This window comes from Shewanella sp., assembly GCF_041630135.1.
Classification (GTDB): Bacteria; Pseudomonadota; Gammaproteobacteria; order Enterobacterales; family Shewanellaceae; genus Shewanella.
In genome coordinates, this window is record NZ_JBFKLW010000027.1 from 1 (window position 1) to 15,186 (window position 15,186).

The 15,186-nt window shown below is 53.0% G+C and carries 13 protein-coding genes and 8 tRNA genes; 3 read left to right on the forward strand and 18 right to left on the reverse strand.

Features of this window, described 5'->3' with window-relative positions; translation table 11 throughout:
- Positions 1-751, forward strand: a 751-nt coding sequence (locus ABYK60_RS09280) for a diguanylate cyclase domain-containing protein (RefSeq protein ID WP_372871722.1), incomplete at its 5' end; no start/stop codon positions are given.
- Positions 752-761: 10 nt separating this feature from the next.
- On the opposite strand, the gene ABYK60_RS09285 is transcribed toward ABYK60_RS09280, so the two are convergent.
- From ABYK60_RS09285 to ABYK60_RS09305, 5 genes are all read right to left on the reverse strand, one after another.
- Complete coding sequence (locus ABYK60_RS09285) at positions 762-1,376, reverse strand: hypothetical protein (protein ID WP_372871724.1); 615 nt, start codon at positions 1,374-1,376, stop codon at positions 762-764.
- A gap of 114 nt (positions 1,377-1,490) precedes the next feature.
- Positions 1,491-1,913 carry a hypothetical protein gene (locus tag ABYK60_RS09290; RefSeq protein WP_372871726.1) on the reverse strand — a complete coding sequence of 141 codons (423 nt, stop codon included), beginning with the start codon at positions 1,911-1,913 and terminating at the stop codon, positions 1,491-1,493.
- Positions 1,901-3,541, reverse strand: a complete 1,641-nt coding sequence (gshA, locus tag ABYK60_RS09295) for a glutamate--cysteine ligase (RefSeq protein ID WP_372871728.1) — start codon at positions 3,539-3,541, stop codon at positions 1,901-1,903. Before gshA ends, ABYK60_RS09290 begins: the two co-directional genes overlap by 13 nt.
- A 117-nt stretch (positions 3,542-3,658) precedes the next feature.
- On the reverse strand, positions 3,659-6,496 hold the full coding sequence (locus ABYK60_RS09300; RefSeq protein WP_372871730.1) for a M16 family metallopeptidase: 2,838 nt from the start codon (positions 6,494-6,496) through the stop codon (positions 3,659-3,661).
- Between the two features lie 110 nt (positions 6,497-6,606).
- On the reverse strand, positions 6,607-7,023 hold the full coding sequence (locus tag ABYK60_RS09305) for a YqaA family protein (RefSeq protein WP_372871731.1): 417 nt from the start codon (positions 7,021-7,023) through the stop codon (positions 6,607-6,609).
- Between the two features lie 271 nt (positions 7,024-7,294).
- Between ABYK60_RS09305 and ABYK60_RS09310 the strand changes: the two genes are divergently transcribed.
- On the forward strand, positions 7,295-8,548 hold the full coding sequence (locus ABYK60_RS09310) for a dicarboxylate/amino acid:cation symporter (RefSeq protein WP_372871733.1): 1,254 nt from the start codon (positions 7,295-7,297) through the stop codon (positions 8,546-8,548).
- Positions 8,549-8,689: 141 nt separating this feature from the next.
- A complete protein-coding gene (locus ABYK60_RS09315; RefSeq protein ID WP_372871734.1) occupies positions 8,690-8,863 on the forward strand; it encodes a hypothetical protein in 174 nt (57 codons plus the stop codon).
- Between the two features lie 102 nt (positions 8,864-8,965).
- Here the strand turns inward: ABYK60_RS09315 and ABYK60_RS09320 are convergent, their stop codons facing one another.
- The 13 genes from ABYK60_RS09320 to ABYK60_RS09380 form a co-directional block, all read right to left on the reverse strand.
- Complete coding sequence (locus ABYK60_RS09320; protein ID WP_372871736.1) at positions 8,966-10,096, reverse strand: sodium ion-translocating decarboxylase subunit beta; 1,131 nt, start codon at positions 10,094-10,096, stop codon at positions 8,966-8,968.
- Positions 10,097-10,105: 9 nt separating this feature from the next.
- A complete protein-coding gene (gene oadA / locus ABYK60_RS09325) occupies positions 10,106-11,905 on the reverse strand; it encodes a sodium-extruding oxaloacetate decarboxylase subunit alpha (protein ID WP_372871737.1) in 1,800 nt (599 codons plus the stop codon).
- Positions 11,902-12,159 (reverse strand): OadG family transporter subunit, encoded by a 258-nt coding sequence (locus ABYK60_RS09330; RefSeq protein ID WP_372871739.1) that lies wholly within the window; start codon positions 12,157-12,159, stop codon positions 11,902-11,904. The genes oadA and ABYK60_RS09330 overlap by 4 nt, the downstream gene beginning before the upstream one ends.
- A gap of 411 nt (positions 12,160-12,570) precedes the next feature.
- Positions 12,571-12,647: transfer RNA gene (locus ABYK60_RS09335), tRNA-Arg, on the reverse strand.
- Between the two features lie 46 nt (positions 12,648-12,693).
- Positions 12,694-12,785, reverse strand: a tRNA-Ser gene (locus ABYK60_RS09340).
- Between the two features lie 7 nt (positions 12,786-12,792).
- Positions 12,793-12,869, reverse strand: a tRNA-Arg gene (locus ABYK60_RS09345).
- Between the two features lie 29 nt (positions 12,870-12,898).
- A tRNA-Arg gene (locus ABYK60_RS09350) sits at positions 12,899-12,975 on the reverse strand.
- A gap of 39 nt (positions 12,976-13,014) precedes the next feature.
- Positions 13,015-13,091 (reverse strand) — tRNA-Arg (locus tag ABYK60_RS09355).
- A gap of 31 nt (positions 13,092-13,122) precedes the next feature.
- Positions 13,123-13,199 (reverse strand) — tRNA-Arg (locus ABYK60_RS09360).
- Positions 13,200-13,234: 35 nt separating this feature from the next.
- A tRNA-Arg gene (locus ABYK60_RS09365) sits at positions 13,235-13,311 on the reverse strand.
- A gap of 23 nt (positions 13,312-13,334) precedes the next feature.
- A tRNA-Ser gene (locus ABYK60_RS09370) sits at positions 13,335-13,426 on the reverse strand.
- 230 nt (positions 13,427-13,656) lie between these two features.
- Positions 13,657-13,851, reverse strand: coding sequence for a carbon storage regulator CsrA (csrA, locus tag ABYK60_RS09375; protein ID WP_011759166.1), 195 nt, complete (start codon positions 13,849-13,851; stop codon positions 13,657-13,659).
- Between the two features lie 113 nt (positions 13,852-13,964).
- Complete coding sequence (locus tag ABYK60_RS09380; RefSeq protein WP_372871740.1) at positions 13,965-15,161, reverse strand: aspartate kinase; 1,197 nt, start codon at positions 15,159-15,161, stop codon at positions 13,965-13,967.
- Between the last annotated feature and the right edge of the window lie 25 nt (positions 15,162-15,186).

The window sequence follows — 15,186 nt, forward strand, 5'->3', positions numbered from 1 at the left end:
CAGGGTTGTGGTGGTTGACGACATGCGCCACATCAACGCCGAAAGTACCCTCACTGAGGCTGAGCAGGAAATACTGCTCACCGCAGCCAAACTCCCTATACGCTCTACCTTATCCAGCCCCATCCACATCGATGGCAAGCTTTACGCCATGTTAAACCTCGACAGCAGCCAGTTAAGCGCCTTCAGCGACTATGACCGCAATCTGGTGGCCATTTTGACTCACGAAGCGGCCAATGCCATTTCCCTTTATCAAAAAAGCAGGGAAATCAGACGTCTTGCGCACTTTGATGCCTTAACCGGACTATTTAACCGTCGCCATTTTGAAGACAGTCTGTTCGAATGGAAACACAGCCGTACCCTGGGCAGTTTCCTGACTCTGATTGATATGGATAACCTAAAGACCATTAATGACCGTTATGGGCATCAGGCGGGTGACAGGGCCATTGAAAAACTGGGAGTCAAACTTGGGCAACTATGGCACGGCAAAGCCTTGGTTTCCCGCTTTGGCGGTGACGAATTTGTTGTGCTGAGCCAGGGGCCCGAAGACAGACTGCGGGCAAGCCTGAATAGCTTACTGCAGGAGCTTGAAAACGAAGCGATTCCCGTGGGCTTCAGCTATGGTATAGCGCCCTACGCATCAGATTGGGAGTCTGCATTCAGCGATGCAGATAAGGCCATGTATACACAAAAATTTCAACGTAAACAGGCGGCAATTATCAAACGTGGGGCTGAATATTCCGGCCAGCGCTGAGATTCACGAATTACCCCCAAAGCCAGCGGGAAAACCAGGAAGAATTAAGCTCATCCTTACAGCCTTTGTACTGGGCAGCGTAACGGCGGGAGCGTTCATCCACCCTGGCTGCCACCTTAATAAGCCATTTCTTTGATTTGTAACTGCCACGACGGTAGCCACCCCAGCCTTCATGGTAATTCAGGTACTGCGCACCTGCATCCCACTTGGATATACCATTAATTTTGTGGGTCTTGGTAATAAACCACCCCATAAAATCCATCGCATCGTCAAAGTCACTGCGGCTCGACCAGCTGTTGCCCGTCTCGCGCACATAATCATCCCAGGTCATGGTTTTGGCCTGGGCGTAACCATAGGCATCACTGGCACGGCCAATGGGGATAAAACCTAAAAAATACTCCATTGGCGGCTTTGCGTTGTGTTTGAATGAGCTTTCCTGATACATCATCGCCAGCGGCACATGCACGGGCACACCCCACTTTTTCTGAGTGTCCAGCGCTGCTTCATGCCAGCTGCGATGCTCCTTAAAAATGGCGCAGATGTTGTCGGGGTCTTTGGGAGGTGAAGTGGCACAGCCGCCAAGCAGCAGTGCCAGTGGAAACAGCAGAATAACGGCCTTTGACATAGCGCTTCTCTTTATATCAGGGATAGCGTTCACAGGGAGCTTGAGTGTCCCATGTCATTGATTAAGATGCAATTCAGATAAAGCTAACTGACGACCAGATCGCGAAGGAGACGCTTAAGGCGTCTGTGTCTCACATTCTGCGGCTTCCGTTTGCCAGATAACCGGCTCCCAAAAGTCAGCATCTTTGCCAAAGTAACGCTTATCGTCCTTAAAGCGGGCGGCAAAGTGATAGCGGGTGTTGGCCGCCACATCAACTTTGAGGGTCTTTTTCTGATGCGCCTCAGGCGCCACCCGCAAATCGACCGCATCAATCAGCTCCACCAGGGTGAACTCGTAACTGCCCGGTGCCAATTGATAATTGGGCCGGGAGATCACCGGCGTACCATTGAGGTGAGTGACGATGGCGCGGTAGAGGCGCTCATTTTCGGGGGGATCCTGATAACCTGATACCCAGCCGCACTGACGACTGGTATCCTCCTGACTGGCACAGCCGCCGAGCACGGCGACAATCCCCATTCCAAGCACTAGAGCGCGCATGGTACGTCCTTGAAATAGTCACGCAAGAAGTCATCAAAATTCTGAGTGTCCGCCGCTTCAATCTCATGCTGGGCTGCCAGCGAGGACGCCGCTTCTGCCAGGTAATCCGCTTCGGTTTCCTCGCTCAGCGGATAGCTGAGGAAATAATCCTGATACTTGGCGGCAAGGCTCATAACGAATTCGCCATGATCGTGCCCTTCTTCAATCACCGCCTGGTGCACACGGCCTGACAGGGTCAGCGATGGATCCAGCACAGCCTTGTGCCAGTGGCCGAGGGCATCGGCATACACACAGCTGTCACCATCGAGCAGGCTGGCAATCTTGCCAAGCTCGCCAAAGAGTTGCCCGAGCCAGTCTTTGATATCAACCGCTTCACCATGACGGCTTAGCTTCAGTCCGGGCTTTCGCCCCTCAAGAATAACCGCCTTGAGGTTGGCTGCGATTTCGGCCTCACCGCTGACATCGCCTTTTGGAGAGTCTGCCAACAGGCAATAGAGCAGGAACAAATCGAGGAACCGCAGCTGCGATGCCTCGACACCCACGGGGCTGAAAGGATTCACATCCAGTGCCCGCACTTCGATGTACTCAACCCCTGCCCGCGCCAGCGCTTCTGAGGGTTTCTCCCCCTTGCGGGTTACCCGCTTGGCGCGGATAGGCGCATAAAATTCGTTTTCAATCTGCAGTACATTGGCGTTGAGCTGACGGTATTCGCCGTCTACTTTAACGCCGATTTCAGCAAAATGGGCCGATGGCAAACAGATGGCTGCGCGGATGCCATCGAGGTATTCCGCGAGCGAGTTGTAGCTGATATTCAGGCTTGCCTGTTCTTTGTTGGTATAGCCTAGGTCGCTCATCCGAAGCGAGGTGGCATAGGGCAAATACAGGGTGCCGCGCTCGGTTTTTTCGAACTGCACACTGGTTTTCTGGCCCTTGAGGAAAGATGAGCACAGTGCTGGCGATGCGCCAAACAAATACGGCAGCACCCACACCAAACGGCGATAATTGCGGATAAGACCGAAATAAGACTCAGAAATAAAGTCGCTCAGGCTAAGCTCGCTGCCCTTGATGGCATGCAAGCGCGGCCAGAGCTCATCGGATACCGAAAAGTTAAAGTGCACGCCGGAGATAATCTGCATCAGCGGCCCATAGCGGTAAGTCAGGCCCTTACGATACAGGGTCTTCATCTTGCCGGTGTTGGAGCTGCCATATCGGGCGATAGGGATGTCTTTTTCGTCGCCGACAAAGCAAGGCATACTCACCGGCCACAACTTCTGACCGTCGAGGTGACGTAAAGTATAGGCATGGGTTTCGGCAAGCCCCTTAAGCAAGTCGTCGATATTACCATTGACAGGAGTAATGAACTCCAGCAGGGCCTCACTGTAATCGGTGGTAATCCGCGAGTGGGTCAACGCTGAGCCCAAGGCTTCGGGGTGTGTATCCATCGCCAAATTACAACAGCTGGTGATGCGCAGTGCCTCTCGCTCCAATCCCCTTCTCAGGTCAGCCAGAGCCTGACGACCTTGTGCATCGGAGAGAGCCCCGAGCGTCTCATTGAATACTGTCAATTGATTTTTCCTGGTTGCAATGGCGCGCGGCGCCGCCGTACAGAGCAGACCCGAATGGCACATCCGGTCTTTCGGCTTTCGTCCAAAATAATGCTATTTGCCAGTGGCGGCAAGAAACACAAGCAAGGGTGACGAAAACGCCACCCTTGCCAAACTACATATGGGGTCTTGGCGATTGAATTACAACGCCAAATCCTTCACCGGATAACCCAAAGCCTTGAGTTCTCGCTCCAGACTGGCTTTATCTCCCACAACAAAAATGACCATCTCATTGATGTTGAGGTGCTTTTTAGCCAGAGCATCGATTTCACCCTTGCCGATACCAGCAACAATTTTATCCTGCTCAGAGGTGAAATTGTCAGCCAGTTGATAACGCTGGATCATCCGCATAAAGCCGGCTTTCTGGTAAGGCGTTTCATAATCCAACGCCTGCCCTTGGGAGATGGAGCTGCGCATAAACTCAAGCTCGTCGGCGCGGATCCCGCTTTCGCGATAACCCGAGATTTCCTTGATGAACTCAGCCACTGCGGCGGCAGTCACATCGCTGCGCACACTGGCGGTCGCAAAGAACTGGCCAGTCTCAAGTCCACCACTGAAACGACTGCGGGCACCATAGGTATAACCCTTATCTTCGCGAAGATTCAGATTAATGCGGCTGTTAAAAGCGCCCCCCAGCGGATAGTTCATCAGTCCTGCCTTGAAGTACTCACCGGTGGCATCAAAAGGCAGCGACACCTTACCGATGGAAATCACTGACTGAGCCGCGCCTGGCTTATCCTGCACATAAATGGTGCCACCTTCAAGCTGCGGCAGTGCACCAAGCGCCGGCAGCGACGAGGCCGCACCCTGCCACTGGCCAAGGGCATTGAGGGATGTCATCAGCGATGCCTTGGGCGCACTGGATACCGCCACAACCTGGGCGTTACCGGCTCGGTACTGGGCATCATAGAAGGCTTTTACATCTTCCAGCGTCAATGCCTGCACCGAGTCTATGGTGCCTCCGGCATCCACACCAAGCGCATTGTCACTGCCAAACAGCAAACGGGCGAAACCTGTGCTGGCAAGGTAGTTAGGGTTTGATTGAGAGTGCTTAAGCCCTTGCAGGGTTTGCTGTTTCACCCGCTCAAAATCCGCAGCCCTGAAGCCTGGGGTCATTAGTTTTTCTTTCAAAACTGCCAGGGTGGCATCAAGCTTGTCGGTCAACGCCGAAACCTTGATCTCACTCTGATAATCGCTGGCAGAAAACTGCACCGACGCGCCCAGCAGCTCCAGAGCCTGAGTCAGCTCTTCGCTTGAACGTGACGCGCTGGACTCGTTCATCATGGCAGCAGTCAGGTTGGCGATACCCGCCTTGCTGACATCGGCCATACGGTGGCCTCCGGCAAGATAGACCACGATTTCGGTGGTGGGTGTTTCACGGCTCTCGGTACCGAGCACGGCAATGCCATTGCCCAGATTGTCACGCCACAGGCTGGGCACTTTCAGCTTGGGCGCCTCGCCGCTCTTGGGCATCACGCTTCTATCGAAGGATGACTTGGCCTGGGCCACTTTCAGCTCACCAACGATGGCATGCGCTGCCACCTGCGGCGCGGGCGCCACAAAGTTGTCAGCAGCGGCAATCAGGGCTCCGGCGCCTTCAGGCACTACGCTCATTACCACCATGGGCTTATCTTTAACGTACTGATTAAATACGCGAACAACATCTTCTTTGGTGACGCTGGCGTAGCGTTTCAGATCCTGGGCAATCATATTGGGATTGCCATAAAAGGTTTCGTTGGCGGCCAGGGTCGAGACTTTGCCGCGTACGCTTTGCAGACCAAAGACGGTGTTCGCCTCGAACTGAACCTTCACCTTTTCCAGATCGTCATCGGTCACGCCACGGCTTTCAAATTCAGCAATGGAAGCACGAAGCATGGCTTCAGCCTCTTTAAGGCTGCCGCCCTTGGCTGGGTTGGCAAGAGCGAAGAACGACATTTCACAGGAAAACTCACGGCAAGGGTGACTGACGCTGGCCTGCACCGCATAGCCTTCTTTCACCAAATTTTTGTACACCAGCGAGGTCTTGCCGCCACCGAGAATGTTGGCAAGCAAATCCAGAGCAGCTTCGTCCTGATGGCTGGCATACACCGTGGGTAACGCCATACGAATAAGTGGCAGGTGTACCTTGTCTTCCATGGACAGGTATCTGTCTTTATCCAGAGTAACCTTGGTCTTTGGCAGCGGTTCAACTTCCGGACCGCGCGGAATATCACCGAAGTACTTGTTCACCCAGGCCAGGGTTTGCAACTCATCAAAATCACCACCAATAGTCAGGGTGGCGTTGTTCGGGCCATACCAGCGCTGGAAGAACTGCTTCACATCGGCCAGTTCAGCACGATTCAAATCTTCCGGCCAGCCTATCACAGGCCAGGAGTAAGGATGGCCAGCCGGGTACATGGCCTGACTGAAACGCTCATACATGCGGCCATAGGGCTGGTTGTCGATTCGCTGGGCACGTTCGTTTTTCACGGTTTCGCGCTGTACTTCAAATTTCTCTTCTGTCAGCGCCGGCAGGAAGAAGCCCATGCGGTCAGATTCGAGCCACAGCATCTTTTCCAGCTGATTGCTGGGCACTGTCTCAAAATAGTTGGTGCGATCGGTATTAGTGGTGCCATTGAGGGTACCGCCTGACTCGGTGACGACTTTAAAGTGCTGCTCATCGGCGACGTTTTCTGAGCCCTGGAACATCATGTGTTCGAACAGGTGAGCAAAACCACTGCGCCCCGGCAATTCACGGCCTGAACCCACATGGTAGGTCACATCGACATGCACCAAAGGATCTGAGCTGTCCTGATGCAGAATTACCGTCAGGCCATTGGCCAGCTGGAATTTTTTGTAGGGGATGCCTACGCCAGCCTCAGTGGCACTGACCGTTTCCAGCCGCGTCACCCCGGCGGGTAAGGCGAGTGAGTCGGATGAATGCTGGGCACAACCAGCAAGTGCGGCCGAAACGGCGGCTGCGAGTATCCATTTTTTCATTAGCTATCCCTTATTTTACTTGTAGTTAGTCACCAAAAGATCTGGTCGACTATAACAGAGCCCCCACTGGGCCATTATGAATTTGTCTGCCTGGGTTGTAAAAAAAGATGTCAAAACGCCTGCATCAGCAGCAATAACAAGGCGTAACGCAACGCCTTGCCAATGAGGATAAGCACTGTGGATGCCAGCAGCGGCAACCGGATCCAGCCAGCGAGCACGCATAGAATGTCACCAATCACCGGTGCCCATGACAGCAACAAACTCCAAACGCCATATTTTTCCACCAACGCCATAGCACGCCGCTGCGACGCAGATAACTGCCGAGGTTCCCAGGCGATACGGCCCATACGCCCAAGCCCCAGACTGGTCAGCGCCCCCAGGGTATTACCCAGAGTGGCGGCCACAAACAGCCCAAACCACAGCTCGGGGCTGGACTTCACCAACCCCAGCAGCAATACCTCAGAGCCTCCGGGTAGCAAGGTGGCAGCCAGAAAGGCGCCGGAAAACATCAGCCATAACGGCTCCATGGTGAGACTCCAGACAGGCGCGTTAATAAAAACGGATCATTTTAACGCTATAAAAACAAAACTAGATATCACAATAAGTTATATCAAAAACGGTTTGTTTTGGATCTCCTTGTGTCGATACAATGCAATTGCACTGTAATTTTTCCCGCACTCTGCCGGTTAACTGCTTCAGGTGGCTATCGGCTTGGGCTGCCGCAATTTTGCCCCGTAGTCTTTTTTGGGCAAGGCAGTTTTGCTGTGGGCCTTTAGTTAAGAAATATTGGAAATTTCCATGATAATTCAAACGTTAAATAAAATTCCCTTCTGGCAGAAAGTTCTGGCAGGTTTCGCACTGGGGATCCTGACCGGCGTCATGCTGGGCGAGTCAGCGACCGCACTCAAACCCCTTGGCGATCTCTTTATTGCCGCCATCAAGATGCTGGTTGCCCCCTTGGTACTGTGCGCCATTGTGGTCAGCATTACCTCCCTTGGCAGCTCTTCCAACCTCAAACGCCTGAGTTTTAAAACCCTGGCGCTGTTTATGCTTACCGGTACCCTCGCCTCTTTGATAGGCCTGGCGGTAGGCAGCAGCTTTGACATGGGTGGCAGCATGCAGCTGGCAAGCTCTGAGGTACGGGAGCGGGTGGTACCGGGCTTTGCTCAGGTGCTACTGGATATGATCCCGGTTAACCCCTTTGCCTCACTGACCGATGGCAAGGTATTGCAAATTATAGTGTTCGCCGCGCTGGTGGGGATTGCCATAAACGCCGTTGGTGAAAAAGCCGAACCATTGAAGAAGGTATTTGACGCCGGCGCTGAGGTGATGTTCCAGCTGACCCGCATGGTGCTCAAACTCACTCCAATCGGGGTATTTGGTCTGATGGCCTGGGTAGTGGGCGAATATGGTCTCTCAACCCTGCTGCCGCTGGGTAAGTTTATTATTGCCATCTACATCGCTGCCCTTATCCACATTCTGTTTGTGTATGGTGGTCTGGTGAAGTTTGCCGCCCGTTTAAGCCCGCTGCAGTTTTTCCGTAAAGCCATGCCAGCGCAGCTGGTAGCCTTCAGCACCGCATCGAGCTTTGGCACCCTGCCTGTCACCACCAAGTGTGCCGAGTCCATGGGGGTTTCCAAGCGTTACAGTGCCTTTGTGCTGCCGATGGGCGCTACCATGAACATGGATGGTTGCGGCGGTATTTATCCTGCTATTGCAGCCATTTTCATTGCGCAGATCTACGGTATTCCGCTGGATATGACCGACTATATGCTGATTGCCGTGACAGCCACCGTTGCCTCCGTGGGCACCGCAGGTGTTCCCGGCAGCGCCATGGTAATGCTGACCGTAACCTTGGGGGTTATCGGCCTGCCACTTGAGGGGATTGCCTTTATTGCCGCCATCGACCGGGTGATTGACATGATACGTACCTGCACCAACGTCACCGGCGATATGATGACCGCCGTGGTGGTGGGTAACTCGGAAGGTGAACTCGACCGCGAGCGCTTTTACAAGGCAGAAGAAGACAAAATCGTTGCCGAGAATGCCTGAGGCTAAGCTCAAGTCTCTCCTTGGCAAAGCAAAGGTTTGTTGATATTGAAGGCCATTCCCACCGAATGGCCTTTTTGTTTACCTCGACGGGCAAAGCACCTACACTGACTTTAGTGTTTTCAATAATAACAAGCCCTTGCCATGACCAAGCTTTTTCTGTTCCCCATCATTCTGTGCCTGCTGTGGACGGCATTTTTACGCTTTAACGGCATTCCGCTGGTCAAGGGTAAGACGGGTTATATCTATATCATCGCCATAAGCGGTACTCTAATCCTGTTAATGGCATTGCTGTTATGGCTGACCCGGGTTCAATGATCCACAGGCGCAGTGAGCCACAATCAAAGGGAGCCACTGTCAAAATAACCCAAAGCTAAAATGAAAAAAGCGCCCAATGGCGCTTTTTGCATTTTCAGCAGATTAACCAAGCACAGCCAGCAGAATACCCGCCGCCACGGCGCTGCCAAGTACACCTGCCACATTTGGCCCCATGGCATGCATCAACAAGTAATTGTGCGGATTGGCTTCAAGTCCAACCTTATTCGCCACCCGCGCAGCCATGGGCACCGCTGATACGCCAGCGGCACCGATGAGGGGATTCACCTTGCCACCACTGAGCTTACAGAGCACCTTTGCCATCAACACACCGGCCGCTGTACCTATGGAGAAGGCAACGGCGCCCAGCACCAGAATCCCCAGGGTTTCTACCCTCAGGAACTGCTCTGCCGATAGCTTTGAGCCAACAGCAAGTCCGAGGAAAATCGTTACTACATTAATCAGCTCGTTTTGGGCGGTGTTGGACAGGCGGTCTACCACACCGGATTCACGCATCAGGTTACCCAGACAGAACATGCCAACGAGTGGGCTGGCCGCGGGCAAAAACAGTATTGTCAGCCCAAGCACCATCAGCGGGAACAATACCTTCTCCATTTTGCTCACTTCCCGCAACTGCTCCATCTTGATGGCACGCTCTTCCTTGGTGGTAAGCGCCCGCATGATGGGTGGCTGGATAATGGGTACCAACGCCATATAAGAGTATGCAGCCACCGCAATGGCTCCTAACAGCTCTGGCGCGAGCTTAGTAGAGAGGAAGATGGCCGTCGGTCCATCAGCGCCGCCAATAATGGCAATGGCCGCCGCATCCGTCATGGAAAACTCAAACCCTGGCACCAGATTCAACGCAATGGCACCGAGCAGGGTGGCAAAAATCCCGAACTGAGCTGCCGCCCCCAGCAACAGGGTCTTGGGGTTGGCAATAAGGGCGCCAAAGTCAGTCAATGCGCCGACGCCTAGGAAAATCAGCAATGGGAAGATGCCGGTTTCGAGCCCCACATGGTAGAGGTAATAAAGTAAGCCCCCTTCATCGGTAAAGCCCGCGTTGGGAATATTGGCAAGCACGGCACCAAAACCAATCGGCAGCAGTAATAAAGGCTCAAAGCCTTTACCAATAGCAAGATACAAAAGTACCAGCCCTACCGCCATCATCAGCAGCTGACCCAGCGTGAAGTGGGCAATACCCGTTTCGGCCCAGAAAGCCATCAATCCTTCCATGATGCCTCCTTAGACCAATGACAAAAGCTGAGCGCCTACGGCAACCGAGTCACCTTCTTTCACCCAAAGCCGTGCTATAACGCCATCGGCCTGGGCGCGGATTTCGGTTTCCATCTTCATGGCTTCAAGGATGATCACCACATCCCCGGCTTTAACTGAATCGCCGGGCGACACATGAACTTTGAAGATATTGCCTGAAAGTGGTGCGCTCATTTCCAGTTTGATTTCGTGACCAACAGGCGCAGCAGGTGCGGCGACTGGGGCAACTCCAGCGCTGGACTGACTTACACCCTGAGGCTGGATTTGACTGATTTCGCCGCCCGCTGAGACTTCTACCACGTAGGTTTGTCCATCCACCTTCACAGTGTAGGTTTCCGGCCCTGAGGCCGCCCTGACTGAGGCTGACGCTGTCTGAACGACTGCCACAGGAGCAGGCTCAAAGGCATCGGCATTGCCTCGGTTTTTGAGGAATTGCAGGCCAATCTGCGGAAACAGCGCATAGGTGAGCACATCATCATCGAGATCTTCACTAAGCGTTATATTCTCGGCAGCGGCCTTTTCGACCAGTTCAGTTCGAAGGCGATCCATCTCAGGATGGAGCAAATCTGCCGGACGGCAGGTCACAGGCTCGGCACCCTTAAGCACCCGCAGTTGCAATTCACGATCCACAGGAGCTGGGGTAGCGCCATATTCCCCCTTAAGAACTCCTTCTGTCTCCTTGGTAAGTGACTTATAACGCTCACCGGTCAGCACGTTGATCACCGCCTGGGTGCCGACGATTTGCGATGTTGGCGTCACCAGTGGCAGGAAGCCCAGGTCTTCGCGCACTCGGGGAATTTCATCGAGCACCAAATCGAGTTTATCGCTGGCGCCCTGCTCTTTAAGCTGGCTCTCCATATTGGTGAGCATGCCACCTGGCACCTGCGCCCGCAGAATACGGGAATCAATGCCCTGCAACGCCCCTTCAAACTTGGCGTACTTTTTACGCACCTCTCGGAAATAGGCGGCAATCTCTTCCAGCAGCACCATATCCAGGCCAGTTGAGCGTTCAGTATCTTCCACCATAGCCACCAGGGTCTCGGTAGCGCTGTGGCCGTAAGTCTGGCTCATGGACGAAATCGCGGTATCGAGCACGTCAATACCCGCCTCAATCGCTTTTTGATAGGTAGCCGTAGAAAGCCCTGTGGTGGCATGGCTGTGCATGGCCACCATCAGGCCTGTCTGGGACTTAAGGCGACTGACCAGTTCAAAGGCCTCCATGGGACGCAAAAGGCCAGCCATATCCTTAATGCACAAGGAATCGCAGCCGAGATCCTCAAGGCGCTTGGCCATGTCCACCCAGGTATCCAGATTGTGAACCGGACTGGTGGTGTAAGAAATAGTGCCCTGTGCGTGGGCGCCCACTTGCTTGACTGCACGGACCGATTCCTGGAGGTTCCGGACATCGTTCATGGCATCAAATACCCGGAATACATCCATGCCATTTTCATGTGCCCGCTCGACGAATCGATGCACCAAGTCATCGGCGTAATGGCGATAACCCAGCAGGTTCTGCCCTCTCAGCAACATCTGCATAGGGGTGTTGGGCATAGCTTGCTTTAACAGCCGCAGACGCTCCCAGGGATCTTCCCCCAGATAGCGTATACAGGCGTCGAACGTAGCACCGCCCCAGGTCTCCAACGACCAATAGCCCACCTGATCCAGTTTGGCGGCAATGGGCAACATATCTTCAATACGCAGACGGGTGGCGAGCAGCGATTGGTGTGCATCACGCAGCACCACATCGGTAAGGGCCAAGGCTTTGGTCATGAACGTCCCTCCTGGGCGCGATATTGTTTTACGGCAGAGGTAATGGCGGCCACCAGACGCGGATCCAGCCCTTGGGGCTTAGATGAAATACTGGGCGCCTCTGACCTGTTGGCAGTGTCTGTGGCTTTAGGTGCATAACGATTGGCTATCAACTTAAGCCCAAGGATCAAAATCCCCAGGAACAAGTACACCAGCACCATGCCCAGCATCATGATCCACAGGGCTTCGCCCATTTGATCCATAACTGATGTCATGACTTTCCCTCAAAGGTTTATTGGCTCTTCTCGCATAAAAATGCGCACATTTACCTATTTCATTCAGCGTTACCGACGCCAAATTGTAACGAGCGACAAAAATAGCACCCAGAAAGATAACCTTTTATTAACGCCAAAGGCAACACCTTGTAAATTGGTCTTACCAATATTTATTAATTAAGCCGGATGAATTTGAGTAATTCTCAAAAATATAGCTGCGAAATTACACAAAGGAGAATTTGATAGCGATGAATTTGAAAAAGCAATATTGACAATGGCTAAGGCAGATACAGCGTTTATTGACCGGGACAATCGGCCTGCTTAAATCAAAGCGCGGGGGAATTTATGCAATACGGGATGCAGCAAGTTGCTGAAAAAGAAAAAGCCCCTGAATATCAGGGGCTTTTAATATGGCGCGCATGGAAGGAGTCGAACCTCCGACCGCCTGGTTCGTAGCCAGGTACTCTATCCAGCTGAGCTACATGCGCAAATTTTGTGACTCTTAAGGGCTAACTTAAAGAGTATAGTAAAGAATGGCGGAGAAGGAGGGATTCGAACCCTCGATGGGATATAAAGCCCATACTCCCTTAGCAGGGGAGCGCCTTCGGCCACTCGGCCACCTCTCCGCGAATTTGGCGCGCATGGAAGGAGTCGAACCTCCGACCGCCTGGTTCGTAGCCAGGTACTCTATCCAGCTGAGCTACATGCGCTTTGAATTCGTTCAATCTTTAAAGACTTTTGGCGCGCATGGAAGGAGTCGAACCTCCGACCGCCTGGTTCGTAGCCAGGTACTCTATCCAGCTGAGCTACATGCGCGTTTCAAAAAGTCTGTCGCAGTAATCCGTTTGCCTGAAATGGCGCGCATGGAAGGAGTCGAACCTCCGACCGCCTGGTTCGTAGCCAGGTACTCTATCCAGCTGAGCTACATGCGCGTTGATAAATCAGGTAAACAGAAGAAAGAAGTGGCGCGCATGGAAGGAGTCGAACCTCCGACCGCCTGGTTCGTAGCCAGGTACTCTATCCAGCTGAGCTACATGCGCGAATTGTTTTCTTTACTGCTAAAAACGATAAAAGCTGGCGCGCATGGAAGGAGTCGAACCTCCGACCGCCTGGTTCGTAGCCAGGTACTCTATCCAGCTGAGCTACATGCGCACACTTTTATCGCTTTAAGAAAATGGCGGAGAAGGAGGGATTCGAACCCTCGATGGGATATAAAGCCCATACTCCCTTAGCAGGGGAGCGCCTTCGGCCACTCGGCCACCTCTCCGTCTTTTCTTGGCGCACATATTACTGTTTGAAGAAAATAAGTCAAACCCTTTTTCCCAAAGCGGATCTGATTGCCCTGTTTTTAATCACATGCCTGAAACCCAAGCACAATCAGCCTTTGCGCACCGTCACAAGTTGCCATTCTTAAGTCGCAGGCAATAAAAAAGCCAGCTATTGGCTGACTCTTCTATTGTCCATCCCGGACGCCCCTCAAGGAGCATGAAAACCGGCTTAGTAATTGCCACCCTCTGGTGAGCCCGTTTTCTCAGATTGAATACGCTGGTAGATCTCTTCGCGGTGAACAGACACTTCTTTAGGTGCATTCACACCAATGCGCACCTGATTTCCCTTTACACCCAGCACTGTCACCGTGACTTCGTCACCGATCATCAGTGTTTCGCCAACACGACGTGTCAAAATCAGCATTCGCTTGCTCCTTTAGTCCCATTCCATACGCCAGGACTGACGCCTGGACATTGCTCTATTATAAAGTCAGCTTAGTACAAATTATAGTATTGAATACCAAAACACTTTGATATTCACACTTTATTCAGACCGAAGGCCCTGTGCAAGCTTCTCACGGCGCGTTGCAAAGCAGATTCCTCGATAATGACTGACAACTTAATTTCCGACATGGATATCAACTTAACACGGATATTCTCAGCTTCCAAAAGCTCATTGACCTGCATCGCGACTTCCGTCATTGACGGTTTACCTGTGCTGATGAGCGACACCTTGGCTAAGCAGGGTTCAAAATGCACATCTCCCAAAGCATGTACCACAGCCAGCTTGTCTACTTCAGCTAATACAGAGTCTATAGCTCCCTGGCTCAGGGTAAAGGCCAAGGCCCGGTCGCTGCGAGCCTGCACCACCAAATCAGTGTCTATACCTGCTGCGCACAGCGCCTGAAATAAGGCTACTTCTGCCTGAGGATTTTCAAGCACTCCTGCGACAGAAACCAGCCCCTGCCCCCGCGACACGGCAATACCCACGATACCAGACACTGTCTGATCGGGCTCATCAAATCGGATCAGAGTACCACTGCCAGGTTCAAAACTGGACAGTACCCGCAATACCACGCCATGGAGACGGGCACAGGCGACACTGTCTGGGTGTAATACCTTTGCCCCTTGCCGGGCCATTTCATACATAGCTTCAAAGCTAATGCTGTCGAGTTTCTGGGCATCAGGGTCGATATTGGGATCTGTGGTAAACACACCGCTGACATCAGTGAATATCTGGCATTCGGCTGCATCGAGCGCAGCAGCGACTGCTACGGCTGTGGTGTCGGAGCCTCCACGGCCAAGAGTCGTAACACACCCCTGAGCATCCACCCCCTGAAAACCGGCAACCACAGGGATAATGCCATCATCCAGAAGCTGCATCAGCAATTCTGTGTCAACTGATTCAATACTGGCCCGGCCGAATTGGCTGTTGGTACGCACCTTCACCTGGCTTCCAAGCAACGAGCAGGCTTTAACACCACGCCTGTGCAGTGCCATCGCCATCAATGCAATACTCACCTGTTCACCTGCGGTGACCAGCATATCCAGCTCTCTGGAAGGCGCCATTGTATCTATATTGGCGGCCATAGCATAAAGGCGGTTGGTTTCCCCAGCCATCGCAGAGAGCACCAACACCTGACGCTCTCCGCTGAAATGAGCCCGGGCAATCGCGTCTGCCACCGCATCGATACGCTCAAAGGTACCCACAGAGGTACCTCCGAATTTTTTCACATAAATGTCTGTCACAAAAAGCCTG